This is a genomic window from Hydrocarboniphaga effusa AP103 (assembly GCF_000271305.1).
Lineage (GTDB): Bacteria > Pseudomonadota > Gammaproteobacteria > Nevskiales > Nevskiaceae > Hydrocarboniphaga > Hydrocarboniphaga effusa.
Window position 1 is genome coordinate 101,234 of record NZ_AKGD01000003.1, and the last position, 16,877, is coordinate 118,110.

The window sequence follows — 16,877 nt, forward strand, 5'->3', positions numbered from 1 at the left end:
ACATGGCAACCATTCACGTAGACGGCAAGCAGTACGAGGTCGACGGCTCGGACAATCTGCTCCAGGCCTGCCTCTCGCTGGGCCTCGATATTCCTTACTTCTGCTGGCACCCGGCGCTCGGCAGCGTCGGCGCCTGTCGCCAGTGCGCGGTCAAGCAGTTCGCCGACGAGAACGACAAGCGCGGCCGTCTGGTGATGTCGTGCATGACCCCGGCCTCCAACAACGCCTACATCTCGATCGAAGATGAAGAGGCCAAGGAGTTCCGCGAGACGATCGTCAGCTTCTTGATGACGAATCATCCGCACGATTGCCCGGTCTGCGAAGAAGGCGGCCACTGCCACCTGCAGGACATGACGGTCATGACGGGGCATCACAGCCGTCAGTACCACTTCACCAAGCGCACGCACCTCAACCAGGAGCTCGGCCCGTTCATCGCCCACGAGATGAACCGCTGCATCGCCTGCTATCGCTGCGTGCGCTACTACCGCGACTACGCGGGTGGCACCGACCTCGGCGTGTTCGGCTCGGCCGCCAACGTCTACTTCGGCCGTGAAAAGCCCGGCACCTTGCAGAGCGAATTCTCGGGCAATTTGTCCGAGGTCTGCCCGACCGGCGTATTCACCGACAAGACCCATTCCGAGCGCTACGTGCGCAAGTGGGACATGCAGTTCGCACCGAGCATCTGCACGGGCTGCGCGGTCGGCTGCAACATCTCGCCGGGCGAACGCTACGGCGAAATCCGCCGCATCGAGAACCGCTACAACGGCGAGGTCAACGGCTACTTCCTGTGCGACCGCGGCCGCTTCGGCTACGGCCACGTGAACCTCAAGGATCGGCCGCGCAAGGCGCAGATCAAGCGCGCTGGCGTATTCGCCGAAATCGAAGCCAATGAGGCCGTCGCCCACGTGCGCAGCCTGCTCGCCTCCGCGAGTTCGGTGCTCGGCATCGGCTCCACGCGTGCGAGCCTCGAGTCGAACTTCGCGCTGCGCGCCCTCGTCGGCGCCGACAACTTCAGCAATGGCCTGTCCGCGCAGAACGCAGCGCTGACGGCCTTCGCGCTCAAGGTGCTGCGCGAAGGCGCGGTGCCGGCGGCGACGATCCGCCAGATCGAGCAGGCCGACGCCGTGCTCGTGCTCGGCGAAGACGTGCTCGCCACCGCCTCGCGCGTGTCGCTCGCGCTGCGCCAGGCCGCCAAGGGCAAGACGCTCGAAATGACGCGCGAGAAGCGCGTGCCTGATTGGCAGGCCTACTCGGCCGCCGACATCGGCCAGCACGAGCGTTATCCGATCATCATCGCCACGCCGGCGGCGACGCGCTTCGACGACATCGGCAGCACCGTGCTGCGCCTGGCTCCCGATGCCATCGCCGCACTCGGCTTCGCGGTCGCGCATGCGATCGACGGTTCCGCTCCGGCGGCATCGGGCCTGTCGGATGCCGATGCGGCGCAGGTCGCGAAGATCGCCGAGACGCTGGCCAAGGCCAAGCGTCCGCTGATCGTGTCGGGCACCGGCTGCGGCTCGCTGGCCGTGATGCAGGCCGCCGCGAACCTCGCGACCGCGCTGCACAGGCAGAACGCCGAAACGCTCATCAGCCTGGCGATTCCGGATTCCAACAGCATGGGCATGGCGCTGTTCGAAGCGAACGATCTCGAAGCTTCGCTCGCCAAGCTGCCGTCTTCTGGCGCTGTCGTCGTGGTGCTCGAAAACGACCTCACGCGCCGCCTGCCGGCTGCCGCGCTGAAGAAGCTCGAAGGCGCCACGCTGATCGTCGTCGATCACCAGATGACCGCCACCGCGCAGGCCGCCGACGTGATCCTGCCGGCCGCGAGCTTCGCCGAAGGCGACGGCACCGCGGTGAACTTCGAAGGCCGTGCCCAGCGCTACTTCCAGGTCTTCGATCCGGCTTACTACGACCGCACCGTCGACACGCTCGAATCCTGGCGCTGGCTGTCGCTTCTGGCGGACGGCAACGACGTGATCCTCGACGACGTGCTCGCCGATGCCGAAGCCGCACTGCCGCAGCTGGCGGGCATCGCCGCGGCCGCGCCGGATGCGACGTTCCGCGTGCAGGGCATGAAGATCAACCGCGCTCCGCCGCGCCAGTCCGGCCGCACCGCCGCGCGTGCCAACGTGTTCGTGCACGAGCCGCGTGCCACGCAGGACAAGGATTCGGGCCTGGCCTTCTCCATGGAGGGCTACAACGGTGTGGGCAGCCAGGATCGTCCGGCCGCCGTGGTGCCGTACGCCTGGGCTCCGGGCTGGAACAGCCCGCAGTCCTGGAACAAGTTCCAGGACGAAGTCGGCGGCGCGCTCAAGGGTGGCGACGCGGGTGTGAAGCTGTTCAAGCCGGCCGCTTCCGGGCTGGCCTATTCGCCGGCCGCTCCGGCGATCGGCGGCAACGGCCTGGTGGCGTTCCCGCTGTACCAGACCTTCGGCTCCGAAGAGCTGTCGGGCAAGGCCAAGCCGATCCGCGAGCGCAGCAACGCGCCGTTCGTCGAGCTTTCGCTGGCCGACGCGCAGCGCCTGGGCATCGAGCACGAAGCCAGGGCGACCGTGAAGGCCGGCGACGTCAGCGTGACCTTGCCGGCCAAGGTTCGCGTGGACTTCCCGGTCGGCCTGGTCGGCCTGCCGGTCGGTCTTCCGGGTGTGCCGACGATCGCTTCGGGCGCCGCCGTCGATGTCGTGAAGGGGGCCTGATGATCGAGCAGATCTACTCGCTGCTTCCGCCGTTCGTCTGGGAGATTCTCTGGGCGGTCGTCAAGGCCGTGATCATCCTGCTCGGCGTGGTGATCTCCGCCGCCTGGATGATCTGGCTCGAGCGTCGCCTGCTCGGCCTCTGGCAGGACCGCTACGGACCGAACCGCGTCGGCCTCTGGGGCCTCGGCCAGGTCATCGCGGACATGCTCAAGATCTTCTTCAAGGAAGACTGGACGCCGCCGTTCGTGGACAAGTTCACGTTCACGCTCGCGCCGGCGATCGCGATGAGCATGATGCTGCTGCCGTTCTGCCTGATTCCGATCACGCCGAACTGGGGCGTCTCCAACGCCAGCCTCGGCCTGCTGTTCTTCTTCGCCACCGCAGGCCTTGCGGTCTACGCGGTGATGCTCGGCGGCTGGTCGTCCAACAGCAAGTATTCGCTGCTCGGCGGCCTGCGCTCGACTGCGCAGACGATCAGCTACGAAGTGTTCATGGGCATTTCGCTGATGGGTATCGTGGTGCAGGCGGGCAGCTTCAACCTGCACGAGATCGTGCGCTGGCAGCAGGAGCACGTCTGGTTCATCTTCCCGCAGTTCTTCGCGTTTCTGACCTGGGCGCTGGCCGGCGTCGCGGTCACGCACCGCACGCCGTTCGATCTGCCCGAAGCCGAATCCGAACTCGCCGCCGGTTATCACACCGAATATTCGGGCATGAAGTTCGGCATGTTCTTCGTCGGCGAATACGTCGGCATCGTGCTGGTTTCGGGCCTGACCACCGCGCTGTTCTTCGGTGGCTGGGAAGCGCCGTTCGGCGACTACCTGCCGTTCCTCAACGCGGTGCCTTTCGTCTGGTTCGCGTTGAAGTCCTTGTTCTTCATGTCGTCGTTCATCCTGCTGCGCGCGGCGCTGCCGCGTCCGCGCTACGACCACATGATGTCCGCCGCCTGGAAGGTCTGTTTGCCGATGTCGCTGCTGAATCTGATCGGCACCGCGGCCGTCGTGCTGTGGACGGGAGCCTGATCCGATGAAAACCTTCTTCGCCGTGCTGCACGGCATTTGGACCCAGTTGCGGTCCATCGGCATGATCTTCATGCACTCGTTCCGTCCGCGCGACGTGATCCTGTATCCGGAAGTGAAGCCGCCGGTGCCGCCTCGCTATCGCGGCCGCATCGTGCTGACGCGCGACCCCGACGGCGACGAACGCTGCGTGGCCTGCAACCTCTGCGCGGTGGCCTGCCCGGTGGGCTGCATCTCGCTGCAGAAGGCCGAGCGCCCCGAGGATGGCCGCTGGTATCCGGAGTTCTTCCGCATCAACTTCTCGCGCTGCATCTTCTGCGGCCTCTGCGAAGAAGCCTGCCCGACCAACGCGATCCAGCTGACGCCCGACTACGAGCTCTGCGAGTACGACCGCCAGAACCTCGTCTACGAGAAGGAGCATCTGCTCATCTCGGGCGTCGGCAAGTACCACGACTACAACTTCTACCGGGTGTCCGGCATGGCCATCAAGGGTAAGGGCAAGGGCGAGGCGCTCAACGAATCGGCGCCGGTCGACGTCAAGTCGCTGCTGCCATAAAGGACTTGGGACGCATGATCGAACCACTCGTTTCCGCTGCTTTCTACGTCGCCGGATTCGTCGCGCTGTTCTCGACGGTGATGGTGGTCGTCAACACGCACCCGGTGCACGCGCTGCTGTACCTGGTGCTGTCGCTGCTATCGATCGCGATGGTGTTCTTCACGCTCGGCGCTCCGTTCGCGGGCGTGCTCGAGATCATCGTCTACGCGGGCGCCATCCTGGTGCTGTTCGTGTTCGTGGTGATGATGCTGAATCTGGGCAAGGCCACGGTCGAACAAGAGAAGAAGTGGCTCAAGGGCTCGGGCTGGATCGGTCCGGTGGTGCTGGCCGGCGTGCTGCTCGCCGAGCTCGTGCTGATCCTGTGGCCGCAGGCCGGCCTGACGCCGATCAGCGGCAAGGTCGTGGGCGCCAAGGAAGTCGGCGTGGCCATGTTCGGGCCCTATCTGCTCGCGGTCGAACTCGCCTCGACGCTGCTGCTCGCCGGCCTCGTGGCCGCCTACCACCTGGGACGTAGCCAAGACTCATGACCACCATTCCCATGGAGCATGGGCTGCTGCTCGCCGCAGCGCTCTTCACGCTGGGCTTCGCCGGCCTGGTGGTTCGCCGCAACGTGCTGTTCATGCTGATGTCGGTCGAAATCATGATGAACGCGACCGCGCTGGCCTTCGTCACCGCCGGCGCGCGCTGGGGCAACGCGGACGGGCAGGTGATGTTCGCGTTCGTGCTCTCGCTGGCCGCCGCCGAAGCCTGCGTGGCGCTCGCGCTGGTGATCCAGCTCTACCGTCGCTTCCGCACGCTGGACGTGGATGCGGCCAGCACGATGAAGGGGTAAGACGGCATGCTGAATCTGCTACCGCTCGTTTTCGTCTTCCCGCTCGTCGGCTTTTTGCTGCTCGCGTTCTCGCGCGGCCGCCTGTCCGAGAACGCCGCCGCCACCATCGGTGTCGGCGCGATGGGCTTGTCGGCGCTGACCGCGCTCGTGGTCGGCTACGACTTCCTGGCGCATCCGCCGGAAGGCCACGCGTACACGCATCTGCTGTGGACCTGGATGGACGTCGGCAACTTCGCGCCGACCTTTGCGCTCAAGCTCGACGCGCTGTCGCTGACGATGCTCGGCGTGATCACCGGCGTGGGTTTCTTCATCCACCTGTTCGCCTCGTGGTACATGCGCGGCGACGACGGCTACGCGCGCTTTTTGAGCTACATGAACCTGTTCGTCGCGAGCATGCTGTTCCTCGTGCTCGGCGACAACCTGCTGTTCCTGTACTTCGGCTGGGAAGGCGTGGGCCTGTGTTCGTACCTGCTGATCGGCTTCTGGTACAAGGACCCGGCCAACGGCGCCGCGGCGCGCAAAGCCTTCGTGATCACGCGCGTGGGCGACACCTTCATGGCGATCGCGCTGTTCATCCTCTATCGCGAATTCGGCACGCTCAATATCGATGAGCTCGCTCGCCTGGCGCCCGAAGCCTGGGCGGTCGGCAGCACGGTGGCGACCGCGACGGCGCTGCTGCTGCTCGGCGGCGCGGTGGGCAAGTCGGCGCAGCTGCCGCTGCAGACCTGGCTGCCGGACGCGATGGCCGGCCCGACGCCGGTTTCCGCGCTGATCCACGCGGCGACCATGGTCACCGCCGGCGTGTACCTGATCGCGCGTACGCACGTGCTGTTCGAGCTGTCTCCCTTCGCGCTCGAATGCGTCGGCGTCATCGGTGCGATCACGCTGCTGCTCGCCGGTTTCACGGCGCTCATGCAGACCGACATCAAGAAGATTCTCGCCTACTCGACCATGAGCCAGATCGGCTACATGTTCCTGGCCGAAGGCGCCGGCGCGTATCAGCCGGCCGTGTTCCACCTGATGACGCACGCCTTCTTCAAGGCGCTGCTGTTCCTGTCGTCGGGCTCGGTGATCCTGGCGATGCACCACGAGCAGGACATCTTCCGCATGGGCAACCTGCGCAAGCACATTCCGTTCGTGTTCTGGTGCATGCTGATCGGCACGCTCGCGCTGTGCGCGTTCCCGTTCACCTCGGGCTTCTACTCGAAGGACGAGATCCTGCACGAGGCCTATCTGGCCGGGCACTACGAGCTCTGGCTCGCGGGCCTGTTCGGCGCGTTCTTGACCGGTGTCTACAGCTTCCGACTGATCTTCATCGTCTTCTTCGGCCCCGAACGCTGGCGCCAGGTTGCACATCATGCGCACGGTCACGATGACCACGCGGACGATCACGCGCATCACGGCCTCGGTCCGAAGGACGAGCCGCATGGTGCGAAGACGCTCGATCACCACCTGCCGCTCGCGGTACTGCTGATCTTCTCGATCCTCGGCGGCTTCATCCACCTGCCGCTCGAGACCGTGCTGCCGGCTGCGGGCCACGGTTTGGAAGCGGGGGCGGACCACGGCCCGGCCTGGATCGCCTATCTGCCGATTCCGGTGTCGCTCGCGGGCATCCTGGTGTCCTGGCTGCTGTTCGTGCAGGCCCCGCAGATTCCGGCCGCGCTCAAGAACGGCGCCGCCACCGCCTGGCTCGGCAAGCTCTGGAAGAACGCCTGGGGCTTCGACTGGCTCTACGACGTGCTGTTCGAGCGCCCGTTCGTGTGGATTTCGCGCACCAACCGCAATGACTTCATCGACCAGCTGATCGGCCTGATTCCGGCCAGCCTGCGCGCTGCGAGCACGCTCGCGACGACCACGCAGACCGGCGGCCTGCGCTGGTACGCGGCGGTGGCCGGCGCCGGCATCTGCGTGCTGATCGCCGTCGTGGCGCTGCACTGATCAAAGCCCCAGGAAACTAGAGAACGACACGATGATTCTGGCCTGGCTCATCCTCATTCCCTTCATCGGCGGTCTGCTGAGCTGGCAGAGCGAACGCTCCTCGCGCGGCACGCCTCGCTGGATCGCGCTGATCACCATGCTGTCCACGCTCGGCATTTCGCTGTGGCTGTGGGCGACTGGCGACTATTCGATGACCGGTACCGGCTTCGCGGCCGCCGCGGGTCAGGCTCCGCAGTGGACCGTCGAGTTCAAGGTTCAGTGGATTCCGGCGATCGGTGCGAGCATCCACCTGGGCCTCGACGGCCTGTCGCTGCTGCTCGTGGTGCTGACCAACCTGATCGGCGTGCTCGCGATCGCCTGCTCGTGGAAGGAGATCGAGCGCAACGTCGGCTTCTTCCATCTGAACCTGCTGTGGAACCTCGGCGGCGTGGTCGGCATCTTCCTCGCGCTGGATCTGTTCCTGTTCTTCTTCTTCTGGGAAATGATGCTGGTGCCGATGTTCTTCCTGATCGCGCTCTGGGGCCACAACATGCCCGGCGGAAAGGGCAGGGTCCACACGGCGATCAAGTTCTTCATCTACACCCAGGCCTCGGGCTTCCTGATGCTGATCAGCATCCTCGGCCTGGTGTGGTTCAACCACCAGGCCACCGGCGTCTGGAGCTTCGACTATCACGATCTGCTCGCCACCAAGCTGTCGGCGAACGCCGAATGGTGGCTCATGCTCGGCTTCTTCCTGGCCTTCGCGGTCAAGATGCCGCTGGTGCCGCTGCACAGCTGGCTGCCCGATGCGCACAGCCAGGCGCCGACGGCCGGCTCGGTCGACCTCGCGGGCATTCTGCTGAAGACCGCGGCCTACGGCCTGCTGCGCTTCGGCATTCCGTTCTTCCCGAACGCCTCGGCCGAGTTCGCGCCGGTGGCGATGTGGCTGTCGGTGCTCGGCATCGTCTACGGCGCGGTGGTGGCGTTCTCGCAGACCGACATCAAGCGCCTGGTCGCCTACAGCAGCGTGAGCCACATGGGCTTCGTCGTGATCGGCATCTACGCGGGCACCGAGCAGGCGCTGCAGGGCGTGGTCGTACAGATGATCGCGCATGGCCTGTCGGCCGCGGGCCTGTTCATCCTCTGCGGCGAAATCTACGAGCGCCTGCACACGCGTGACCTGACCAAGATGGGCGGCCTGTGGGCTCGGTTCCCGAACCTGCCGCCGATCATGCTGTTCTTCTGCGCGGCCTCGCTGGGCCTGCCGGGCCTTGGCAACTTCGTCGGCGAATTCCTGATCCTGGTCGGCAGCTTCCCGGTCGCGCCGGTGGTGACGATCATCGCGGCCTCCGGCCTGATCCTGGCGGCGGTCTACTCGCTGATCATCGTGCAGCGCGCCCTGCACGGCGCTCCGCAGGAGCTGCCGCCCGGCGCGCATCTGCACAACGGCAAGCTCAAGGACCTGTCGCGTCGCGAACTCGTGATGATGTTCTCGCTGATGATCCTGCTGCTCGGCCTGGGCCTGTATCCGCAGCCTGTCATCAACGCCGCCAAGGCGCCGGTGCAGGCCGTTCACGCCATCTATAGCGCAGCCGGGAAGCCCGTCGCCGGCCCTGTCGCAGCCAGCACCGGAGTCGCCGAATGAACAGCAGTCAACTCTGGGCACTGACTCCATTGTTGCTCGCTACCGCGACCGTCGTCGCGGTGATGCTGACGATCGCGGTCAAGCGCCATCACCGCCTGTGCGCGCTCGTTGCCGTGATCGGTACCAACCTCGCGCTGTTCTCGGTGCTGCCGGCCGTGTTCGGCGGCAACACCGAAGCCATCGCCGTGACCGGTCTCATGCAGATCGACAGCGCCGCCCGCTTCGGCATGGCACTGGTGCTCGCGACCACGCTCGGGGTGCTCACGCTGTGCCACGCCTACTTCGAAGGCTTCAAGAAGAACCGCGAAGAGATCTACCTGCTGATCAGCCTCGGCACGCTCGGCGCGCTGACGCTGGCCTGTGCCTCGCATGCCTCGACCCTGCTGCTCGGCGTGGAACTGCTGAGCCTGCCGATGGTGGCCGGCGTCGCGTATGCGTTCGACGATCGTCGCTCGATCGAAGGCGGCCTCAAGTACCTGATCCTGTCGGGCGGCGCCTCGGCCGCGCTGCTGTTCGGCATCGCGCTGGTCTACGCGCAGATCGGTTCGCTCGATATCGGCGCGATGGCCAATGCGATCGTCGGCGCGAGCGCCGATCAGCCGCTGGTGCTCGCGGGCACCGCCATGATGCTCTCGGGCCTCGCGTTCAAGCTCTCGCTGGTGCCGTTCCACCAGTGGACGCCCGATGTCTACGAAGCGGCGCCAACGCCGGTCACGGCCTACATGGCGACGGTGTCCAAGCTCGGTGTGTTCATCGTCATGCTGCGCCTGTTCCATGCCGACAGCGGAGCCGCCGCGTCTCCGTTCATCCTGAGCGCGGTGGTGGTGATCGCGGTCGCCTCGATGCTCGTCGGCAGCGTCCTCGCGCTGCGCCAGAACAATCTCAAGCGCCTGCTCGCGTACTCTTCGATCGCGCACTTCGGCTATCTGGCGATCGTGCTCGTGGTGCCCGGCGAGGCTTCGCTGCGTTCGGCCGGTGTATATCTGGCGACCTATCTGGTCACCTCGCTCGGCGTGTTCGGCGTGATGGCGCTGGTGTCGAGCCCGATGTCGGATCGCGACCAGGAGGATATCGCCGACTATCGCGGGTTGTTCTGGCGCCGTCCGTACCTGACTTCGATCCTGACCGCGATGCTGCTGTCGCTCGCGGGCATTCCGCTGACTGCGGGCTTCATCGGTAAGTTCGCGGTCATTGCAGTCGGCACAAACTCGGCGCAGTGGCTGCTTGTCGGCAGCCTCATCGTCTCGAGCGCCATCAGCATCTATTACTACCTGCGCGTGCTGAGCGGTCTGTTCAGTGCGGTCGACAAAGGCTCCGAACGGGTCAGCGAGTCGCTCGGCTGGGCGCAGAGCGCCGGTGGCATCATGCTGCTGCTGGCGATGATCGCGATGCTCTGGATGGGCGTTTACCCGCAGCCGCTGTTCGAACTCAGCGGACAACTCGCACTGCACTAGCAAGGACCGTTGAATGGCCACGACCGCCCCCGCTCCGACCAACGCCACCCGCGAAGTCACCGAGCTCGGGCGCATCCTGCGTCAGCTCGATGTTCCGGAGTTCTGGCAGGCCTGGCTCGAACCGGCTATCCGTCTGCTGCTGATCCTGGTCGTCGGGTGGACACTGCTGCGGCTGCTCAAACTGTTGATCAGTCGCTTCGAGAAGCGATTGATCGCCGCAGCCGATCACAATATCGAAACGCAGTTCGATGCGCGCAAGCGCATCGGCACCCTGGTCGGTCTGCTGCGCCAGGTCGTCAACATCGTGATGTTCGTGATCCTCGGGCTCATCGTGCTGACGCAGCTCGGGGTGCAGATCGGCCCGCTGATCGCGGGTGCCGGTATCGTCGGCGTTGCGGTGGGTTTCGGTGCGCAGTATCTCGTGCGCGACATCATCACGGGCTTCTTCATCGTGCTCGAAAACCAGATCCGCGTCGGCGACGTGGTGACGATCAACGGCACCGGCGGCCTCGTCGAGGCGCTGACGATCCGCACCGTGGTGCTGCGCGACGGCAACGGCGTCGTCCACGTGTTCACGCACGGCAACATCAGCACGCTGAGCAATGCGACGCGCGACTGGTCGGCCTACATCTTCAACTTCGCGATCCAGCTCAAGGAAGATCCCGAAGAAGTCATGCAGGCGATTCGCGATGCGGTCGCCGAGCTGCGCCAGGATCAGGTCATCGGCCCCAAGATCATCGCCGACGTCGAGCTCTGGGGCGTCGACAAGCTCGACGGCGGCGGCTTCACGATCCAGGGACGCATCAAGAGCCGGCCCGGCCAGCAGGCCGACGTCGCGCGCGCTTTGCTGCGCAAGCTGCGTGTGCTGTTCGGCGAGCGCTCGATCGAAATGTCCTCGAGCACGCCGACGATCCAGTTGTTGCCCGCTCCTCAGCCCGTCAAGCCCTGAGCTATCAGGCGGGCAGGCGCGCGTCCGGATTCAGCGCGAGCTTGGCGAGTCCGAGCAGCGAGGGATTCGGATGGTGGATGCGAAACACCGGCACCGCGCCGATGTCCGCCGCCATCGGTGATTTGTCTTCCATGCCTTTGCGGAACGCCGGCTCATCGAGCGCATCTTCGAGTTCGTCGAGCACGCTGCCGACCAGATAGACCCCGTTCCAGGCTCCATAGGCAAGCGCCAGGTTGCCGACCGCCCGGCCTAGCCAGGTCGAGAACACGATCATCGCCTTGCGTGCCGCCGGCTCGCCAGCAAGCGCGCGCTGGCCGATCGTTCGCGCGCTTTCGTCGGGCAAGCCGCTGCAGATCTCGTAGAGGCGGGCGAGGCCGCCGACGGACAACAGACCGTCGACTGACAAACGACCCAACGGAGCGAGCCGGTTGAGCCACTGGCGCTCATCCGCGCTGACCGCGGCCAGATCGAGCTGTCCGGCTTCGGTCTCGAGCAGTGAGCCTTCCGTCGTCAGCACTGCGGCGCCGAAGCTGGCCCCGACTCCGACCACCAGTCGAACGCCGGTGCGCTCGGGCCGCGCGATGCCGAAGGCCACGCGCTCATCGGGCCGCAGCAAGGGCAGGGCGGCGGCAACGGCGGCGAGATCGTTGACGAGCATCACGCGCGAGGCGCCCGTGGCCCGGCTCAGATCATCGAGTTCGATCGTCAGCTGGGCACTGCCCATGCGCACCACGCTGCGTTCGGGCAGGCGCACGACACGTCCGGCCGCGGCGACCGCGCAGGCGTTCACCGATTGCAGGCCGGCGTTGTGCAGCTGTTCGGATAACGCGGGTTGCAGGCGACCGTTCGGCGTGGGCAGCGGTCGCAGGGCTTGCAGATGAGGCCTCGCATCGCCGTTCAGGTGGGCGAGCGCTGCGTGGAGTTCGGTGCCGCCAACATCGGCGACGAGTGCTACCCGAGTCGAATCCAAAGCCAAAATTGATTCCTCTCTCTCATTCCGTTGTAAGTGCCTCGAGGAAGCGGCGGGACCATTGGGCGACGTCGTTTTCCAACAGGCCGCGCATGAGGCTCTGGTGGCGGCGCCGACGTTCGTCGACCGCCATGGTCCGCGCGGTTTCGAGCGCGGTGGCGACTTCTTCCGTGTCGTAGGGGTTGACCAGCAAGGCGTCGCGCATTTCCTGCGCGGCGCCGGCGAAGCGAGACAGGATCAACACCCCCGGATCGGCCTCGTCCTGGGCTGCGACGTATTCCTTGGCCACGAGGTTCATGCCGTCGCGCATCGGCGTGACCAAGCCGATGCGGCTCGCGCGATACAGACCGGCGAGCCGGCGGCGCGGGATCGCCTCGTTGACATAGCGCACGGGTACCCAATCGACCCTGCCGAAGCGTCCGTTCATGGAGGCCGCGTGCTGCTCGAGCTCGCGGCGAAAGTCGCGGTACGCGGTGACTTCGCCACGACTGATCGGCGCGACCTGCAGGTAGGTTACGCGTCCATGCGATTCCGGGTGCCTGTCGAGCAGGAGCTCATAGGCATTCATGCGCCGGACCAAGCCCTTGCTGTAATCGAGCCGGTCGACGCCGATGATCTGGTCGCGATCGCGCAGAAACTCGCGCATGCGCTGGTATTCGCGTTCGCCGTGAGTCGAGAAGCCGAAATCGTGGAAGCGCGCCGTGTCGATGCCGACCGGAAACGCCTGGATGCGCAGGCGCTTGCCGAAGGCTTCCATCCAACCATGACCGACTTTGCCGCCGAGATCCTGTTCGACGTACGCAGCGAGACGCTTGACGTCGTCCTCGATCTGGAAACCGACCAAGTCGTACTCGAACAGGGCTTTGACGAGCGAAAGATGCTGCGGCAGCGTCGTCAGCAGCTCGCGCGGCGGAAACGGGATGTGCAGGAAAAAACCGAGTCGCTGCTTCGCTCCGAGCTTGCGTAGCTCACGCCCGATGGGGAACAGGTGGTAGTCGTGCACCCAGACCAGATCGTCTTGCTCGAGTAGCGGCAGCAGCGACTGCGCGAAACGCAGGTTGACGCGCTTGTAGGCTTCGTAATGCGCCCGGTCGTAGCCCGTCAGGTCGAGCCGGAAGTGAAACAGCGGCCACAGGCAGCGATTGGCGAATCCCGAGTAGTAGGCGTCATGATCTTCCTGCGTCAGATCGACGGTTGCCGAAGTCACTTCGCCTTCGCGTGATACGTGCGGCTCGTCGTTCGCGACATCGACCGTCTTGCCGCTCCAGCCGAACCAAAGTCCGCGGTTTTCACGCAGCGCGTCGGCCAGCGCCACGGCCAGCCCGCCCGCGAGCGGGGCCGCGCGCAATGAGCTCACGCGGTTCGAAACCGCAACCAGCCGCCTCATGGAGCCACCGCCTCGAATCGATCGAGACTGGCGCGCAGCCAGTCGAGGACAGCGGAGACATCTGTCAGCCGGTGACGCGCAGCCGTCTGGGCCGCGCCGACACGAATGCCCACACCGCCCAGACCCTGCACGGCTCGGATCGCATCCTCGTCGGTGGTGTCGTCGCCGATGAAAAACAGCCTGCGTCCGGCGAACGGCTCGGTCTCGGCGAGTTCTCGAAGCGCAGTGCCCTTGTCGATGCCGGCCGGCCGGGCCTCGAAAACGCAATGCCCACTCAGCAGGCTGAATCCGAGATGCCGGGCGACGTCACGCATCGCCTGTCGGCATTCCTCGCGTCGATCTGGTGCGAGCCGGTAGTGCAGAGCGATCGCAGCCCCTTTGTTCTCGACCAGAATGCCGGGCACGTCGGCGTACCGGGCCTCCAGCTCGGCAACTTGCGCGACCAGTTCCGGAGTGACCCGTGGAGAGGGCGCCGGGCCGGCGCTCAACCGCATCTGGGTTCCATGCAGGCCGCCGCCGGGAAGCTGCAGGGGCGCGAGCCAGCGATCGATCGATTCGAGCCTGCGCCCCGAAATCACACCGAGTGCGCCGCCCAGTCGATGACTGAGAGCCTGCAGCAGGCCAACGAGATCGTCGGCCGGTTTCAATTGTTCCGGACTTTCCGCAAGCTCCACGAGCGTACCGTCGAAGTCGACCAAAAGGCCGTCTCGGGCGGTCAGCAAGTCCGGAGCGACTCCCTGCGTGGTCGGATTTGGATCCGATGGGTGCGGATTGAGCGTCCTGTCTGGTACGTCATCCATGTTTTCAGGGTAACCCGAAAACGCCGGCCGATGACTGAATCGACGACGGCGCGCGCGGAGCCGGGCCGGATTTGCCGGAAACGCTTGAGCTTTGAAGAAGCGCTGCCTAAGATACGCGGCTCTAAGAATGGCATGGGCCTCGTTGTCGAAGTCCCGGCCGTTCGCGGAGAATGGGCTCTCGACATGAACGCGGAGCCCGGCTTGCCCGCCCGGAAGTAGTCCGGGTCAACTGGAGATAGCAGCATCGCCTTAGAACGTGAAGACCGGCGCAACGAGCAGATCACGGCGCCGCGTGTGCGAGTCATCGGGGACGACGGTTCTCAGGCCGGCATCATGCTGACGCGTGACGCTATCGCCAGGGCCGAAGAATTGGGCATGGACTTGGTGGAAGTCTCTCCTAATGCCGATCCGCCGGTCTGCAAGATCATGGACTACGGCAAGTACATCTATCAGAAGGACAAGGCCCAGCACGCTGCCAAGAAGAAGCAGAAGCAGATCCAGGTCAAGGAAATCAAGTTCCGTCCCACCACGGAAACCGCTGACTACGAGACCAAGATGCGTGCAGCTCAGCGCTTCATCGAGGAGGGCGACAAGGTGAAGGTCACGGTTCGCTATCGCGGTCGTGAAATGGCCCACCAGGAAATCGGCATGCAGTTGATGGATCGCGTCAAGGGCGACCTCGATGCGATCGCGGTGGTAGAGCAGTACCCCAAGATGGAAGGTCGTCAGGCTGTGATGGTCCTGTCGGCCAAGAAGCGCTGAGCAGTTTCCAAAAACTGCTTGGACGCTGCGATGGTGAGCTTCTCTCGCCGTCGCCCATAAGAAGCCCCACCTGCGGTTAGGTGGGCCCGGTCAGCTCGGCAGGCATGCCGATGTGAAGCCGGCAACACAAACTGGAGTTATTCGATGCCCAAGATGAAAACCAACAAGGGCGCGGCGAAGCGCTTTTCCAAGACTGGAAAAGGCGGTTTCAAGCGCAGCCACGCGTTCAAGCGCCACATCCTGACCAAGAAGAATGGCAAGACGGTTCGCCAGCTTCGCGGCGAGGCTCAGGTGCACGCCTCCGACGTCAAAGAAGTGAAGCAGCTGCTTCCCTACGCCTAAAGGAGACGAACGATGGCACGTGTCAAACGCGGCGTGACGGCTCACGCCAAGCACAAGAAGCTCCTCAAGAAGGCCAAGGGTTATTACGGCGCACGCTCACGCGTGTTCCGTGCGGCCAAGCAGCAGGTCATCAAGTCCGGCCAGTACGCCTATCGCGATCGTCGCGTGAAGAAGCGCGAGTTCCGCGCTCTGTGGATTCAGCGCATCGGCGCTGCGACCAAGGAACTGGGCCTGTCGTACAGCCTGTTCATCAATGGCCTGTCGAAGGCCGGCATCGAGCTGGACCGCAAGGTTCTGGCCGATCTCGCCGTCAACGACAAGCCGGGTTTTGCGGCGCTCGTGGCTCAGGCCAAGGCGCAGCTGGCCTGATTCGCCGAAGGCGCGGGCTGTCGGTTTCAAGCCTGGCTTGAGCCTCGACCGCCTGACGTAACGCCGAAGGGGAGCGCCGCAAGGTGGCTCCCCTTCTTCATTTTGTTCGGACGATTCGATGACGCCGTCGCGAAGCGCTTGCACGGCAGTCGGATGATCCAGGGAGTTTCAATGAGTGATTCGCTAGAGCAGCTGCAACAGCAGGCGCTCGCAGATATCGCCGCCACCACCGAATCGCGCGTGCTCGAACAGCTGCGCATCGACTATCTCGGCAAAAAGGGACAGGTGACCGAACTGCTCAAGCAGCTCGGCAAGATGGCGCCCGAGGAGCGCAAGGTCTTCGGCGACCGCGTCAACAAGGCCAAGGACGCGATCTGGCAGGCCGTCGAGGCGCGCTCGGCGCATCTGGCCGAAGTGGCGCTCGAAGCGCAGCTCGCCAGCGAGACGCTCGACGTGACGCTCCCAGGCCGCGGCGAAACCGCCGGCGGCATCCACCCGCTCACGCGCACGATCGCGCGCATCGAGAGCCTGTTCAACGAGCTTGGTTTCGAGACCGTCGAAGGCCCCGAGATCGAGGACGATTTCCACAACTTCGGGGCGCTGAACATTCCCGAAGCGCATCCGGCCCGCGCCATGCAGGACACCTTCTACGTGCGCGACGGCGCCCAGGTGCTGCGCACGCATACGAGCCCGGTGCAGATCCGCACGATGGAGCGCTACGTGCGCGCCGGCATCAAGCCGCCGATCCGCATCATCTGCCCGGGACGCGTCTACCGGAAGGATTCCGATCGCACGCATAGCCCGATGTTCCATCAGGTCGAAGGCCTCTACGTGGCCGAGAACGTGGCGTTCTCCGACCTCAAGTACGACCTCATGACCTTTTTGTCGCGCTTCTTCGAGCGCGACGCCGAAGTGCTGTTCCGCCCGAGCTATTTCCCGTTCGTCGAGCCCGGCGCCGACGTCCACATGAAGCTCGAAGGCCGCTGGCTCGAGCTGCTCGGCTGCGGCATGGTCCACCCGAAGGTGTTCGAAGCCGTCGGCCTCGATCCCGAGCGCTACACCGGTTACGCCTTCGGCATGGGCGTCGAGCGCCTGGCGATGCTGCGCTATGGCGTGACCGACTTGCGCCAATTCTTCGAAAACGATCTGCGCTTCCTCGAAGCCTTCAAATAAGGGATCGCG

At 65.1% G+C, this 16,877-nt stretch carries 16 protein-coding genes; 13 read left to right on the top strand and 3 right to left on the bottom strand.

What is annotated here, in order from left to right:
• Positions 1–2 precede the first annotated feature (2 nt).
• Genes nuoG through WQQ_RS17020 form a run of 9 tightly spaced genes read left to right on the top strand, consistent with a single transcriptional unit; the run spans position 3 to position 11,065 of the window.
• Positions 3–2,696, top strand: coding sequence for an NADH-quinone oxidoreductase subunit NuoG (nuoG, locus tag WQQ_RS16980; RefSeq protein WP_007186470.1), 2,694 nt, complete (start codon positions 3–5; stop codon positions 2,694–2,696).
• Complete coding sequence (gene nuoH / locus WQQ_RS16985) at positions 2,696–3,715, top strand: NADH-quinone oxidoreductase subunit NuoH (protein ID WP_007186471.1); 1,020 nt, start codon at positions 2,696–2,698, stop codon at positions 3,713–3,715. Before nuoG ends, nuoH begins: the two co-directional genes overlap by 1 nt.
• A 4-nt stretch (positions 3,716–3,719) precedes the next feature.
• Entirely contained in the window at positions 3,720–4,268 is a 549-nt protein-coding gene (nuoI, locus tag WQQ_RS16990) for an NADH-quinone oxidoreductase subunit NuoI (protein WP_007186472.1), read from the top strand.
• A gap of 14 nt (positions 4,269–4,282) precedes the next feature.
• A complete protein-coding gene (gene nuoJ, locus WQQ_RS16995) occupies positions 4,283–4,795 on the top strand; it encodes an NADH-quinone oxidoreductase subunit J (RefSeq protein WP_007186473.1) in 513 nt (170 codons plus the stop codon).
• Positions 4,792–5,100, top strand: a complete 309-nt coding sequence (nuoK, locus tag WQQ_RS17000) for an NADH-quinone oxidoreductase subunit NuoK (protein WP_040454767.1) — start codon at positions 4,792–4,794, stop codon at positions 5,098–5,100. The genes nuoJ and nuoK overlap by 4 nt, the downstream gene beginning before the upstream one ends.
• Before the next feature lie 9 nt (positions 5,101–5,109).
• The gene (nuoL, locus tag WQQ_RS17005; RefSeq protein ID WP_040454944.1) at positions 5,110–7,038 is read left to right on the top strand and encodes an NADH-quinone oxidoreductase subunit L; all 1,929 of its coding nucleotides are present in this window, start codon (positions 5,110–5,112) and stop codon (positions 7,036–7,038) included.
• A gap of 31 nt (positions 7,039–7,069) precedes the next feature.
• Positions 7,070–8,662 carry an NADH-quinone oxidoreductase subunit M gene (nuoM, locus tag WQQ_RS17010; RefSeq protein WP_007186476.1) on the top strand — a complete coding sequence of 531 codons (1,593 nt, stop codon included), beginning with the start codon at positions 7,070–7,072 and terminating at the stop codon, positions 8,660–8,662.
• Positions 8,659–10,116: an NADH-quinone oxidoreductase subunit NuoN gene (gene nuoN, locus WQQ_RS17015; RefSeq protein WP_007186477.1), complete on the top strand. Its 1,458-nt coding sequence runs from the start codon at positions 8,659–8,661 to the stop codon at positions 10,114–10,116. Before nuoM ends, nuoN begins: the two co-directional genes overlap by 4 nt.
• Positions 10,117–10,129: 13 nt before the next feature.
• The gene (locus WQQ_RS17020) at positions 10,130–11,065 is read left to right on the top strand and encodes a mechanosensitive ion channel family protein (RefSeq protein WP_007186478.1); all 936 of its coding nucleotides are present in this window, start codon (positions 10,130–10,132) and stop codon (positions 11,063–11,065) included.
• Positions 11,066–11,069: 4 nt separating this feature from the next.
• On the opposite strand, the gene WQQ_RS23220 is transcribed toward WQQ_RS17020, so the two are convergent.
• From WQQ_RS23220 to otsB, 3 genes are read right to left on the bottom strand one after another with little or no spacing between them, the layout of a single operon-like run.
• A complete protein-coding gene (locus WQQ_RS23220; protein ID WP_007186479.1) occupies positions 11,070–12,041 on the bottom strand; it encodes a glucokinase in 972 nt (323 codons plus the stop codon).
• A gap of 16 nt (positions 12,042–12,057) precedes the next feature.
• A complete protein-coding gene (locus tag WQQ_RS17030; protein WP_007186480.1) occupies positions 12,058–13,422 on the bottom strand; it encodes an alpha,alpha-trehalose-phosphate synthase (UDP-forming) in 1,365 nt (454 codons plus the stop codon).
• Complete coding sequence (otsB, locus tag WQQ_RS17035; protein WP_040454768.1) at positions 13,419–14,144, bottom strand: trehalose-phosphatase; 726 nt, start codon at positions 14,142–14,144, stop codon at positions 13,419–13,421. The genes WQQ_RS17030 and otsB overlap by 4 nt, the downstream gene beginning before the upstream one ends.
• 321 nt (positions 14,145–14,465) lie before the next feature.
• Between otsB and infC the strand changes: the two genes are divergently transcribed.
• From infC to pheS, 4 genes are all read left to right on the top strand, one after another.
• On the top strand, positions 14,466–14,984 hold the full coding sequence (gene infC, locus WQQ_RS17045; RefSeq protein WP_083844624.1) for a translation initiation factor IF-3: 519 nt from the start codon (positions 14,466–14,468) through the stop codon (positions 14,982–14,984).
• Positions 14,985–15,128: 144 nt separating this feature from the next.
• Entirely contained in the window at positions 15,129–15,326 is a 198-nt protein-coding gene (gene rpmI, locus WQQ_RS17050) for a 50S ribosomal protein L35 (RefSeq protein WP_007186484.1), read from the top strand.
• 12 nt (positions 15,327–15,338) lie between these two features.
• A complete protein-coding gene (gene rplT / locus WQQ_RS17055; RefSeq protein WP_007186485.1) occupies positions 15,339–15,695 on the top strand; it encodes a 50S ribosomal protein L20 in 357 nt (118 codons plus the stop codon).
• 171 nt (positions 15,696–15,866) lie between these two features.
• Entirely contained in the window at positions 15,867–16,868 is a 1,002-nt protein-coding gene (gene pheS, locus WQQ_RS17060) for a phenylalanine--tRNA ligase subunit alpha (protein WP_007186486.1), read from the top strand.
• Positions 16,869–16,877 lie beyond the last annotated feature (9 nt).

Excerpts from the sequence above, each read along its gene's own strand:
- nuoG (WP_007186470.1), top strand. The coding sequence starts at position 3 with ATGGCAACCATTCACGTAGACGGCAAGCAGTACGAGGTCGACGGCTCG.
- nuoH (WP_007186471.1), top strand. The coding sequence starts at position 2,696 with ATGATCGAGCAGATCTACTCGCTGCTTCCGCCGTTCGTCTGGGAGATT.
- nuoI (WP_007186472.1), top strand. The coding sequence starts at position 3,720 with ATGAAAACCTTCTTCGCCGTGCTGCACGGCATTTGGACCCAGTTGCGG.
- nuoJ (WP_007186473.1), top strand. The coding sequence starts at position 4,283 with ATGATCGAACCACTCGTTTCCGCTGCTTTCTACGTCGCCGGATTCGTC.
- nuoK (WP_040454767.1), top strand. The coding sequence starts at position 4,792 with ATGACCACCATTCCCATGGAGCATGGGCTGCTGCTCGCCGCAGCGCTC.
- nuoM (WP_007186476.1), top strand. The coding sequence starts at position 7,070 with ATGATTCTGGCCTGGCTCATCCTCATTCCCTTCATCGGCGGTCTGCTG.
- nuoN (WP_007186477.1), top strand. The coding sequence starts at position 8,659 with ATGAACAGCAGTCAACTCTGGGCACTGACTCCATTGTTGCTCGCTACC.
- WQQ_RS17020 (WP_007186478.1), top strand. The coding sequence starts at position 10,130 with ATGGCCACGACCGCCCCCGCTCCGACCAACGCCACCCGCGAAGTCACC.
- WQQ_RS17030 (WP_007186480.1), bottom strand. The coding sequence starts at position 13,422 with ATGAGGCGGCTGGTTGCGGTTTCGAACCGCGTGAGCTCATTGCGCGCG.
- rpmI (WP_007186484.1), top strand. The coding sequence starts at position 15,129 with ATGCCCAAGATGAAAACCAACAAGGGCGCGGCGAAGCGCTTTTCCAAG.
- rplT (WP_007186485.1), top strand. The coding sequence starts at position 15,339 with ATGGCACGTGTCAAACGCGGCGTGACGGCTCACGCCAAGCACAAGAAG.
- pheS (WP_007186486.1), top strand. The coding sequence starts at position 15,867 with ATGAGTGATTCGCTAGAGCAGCTGCAACAGCAGGCGCTCGCAGATATC.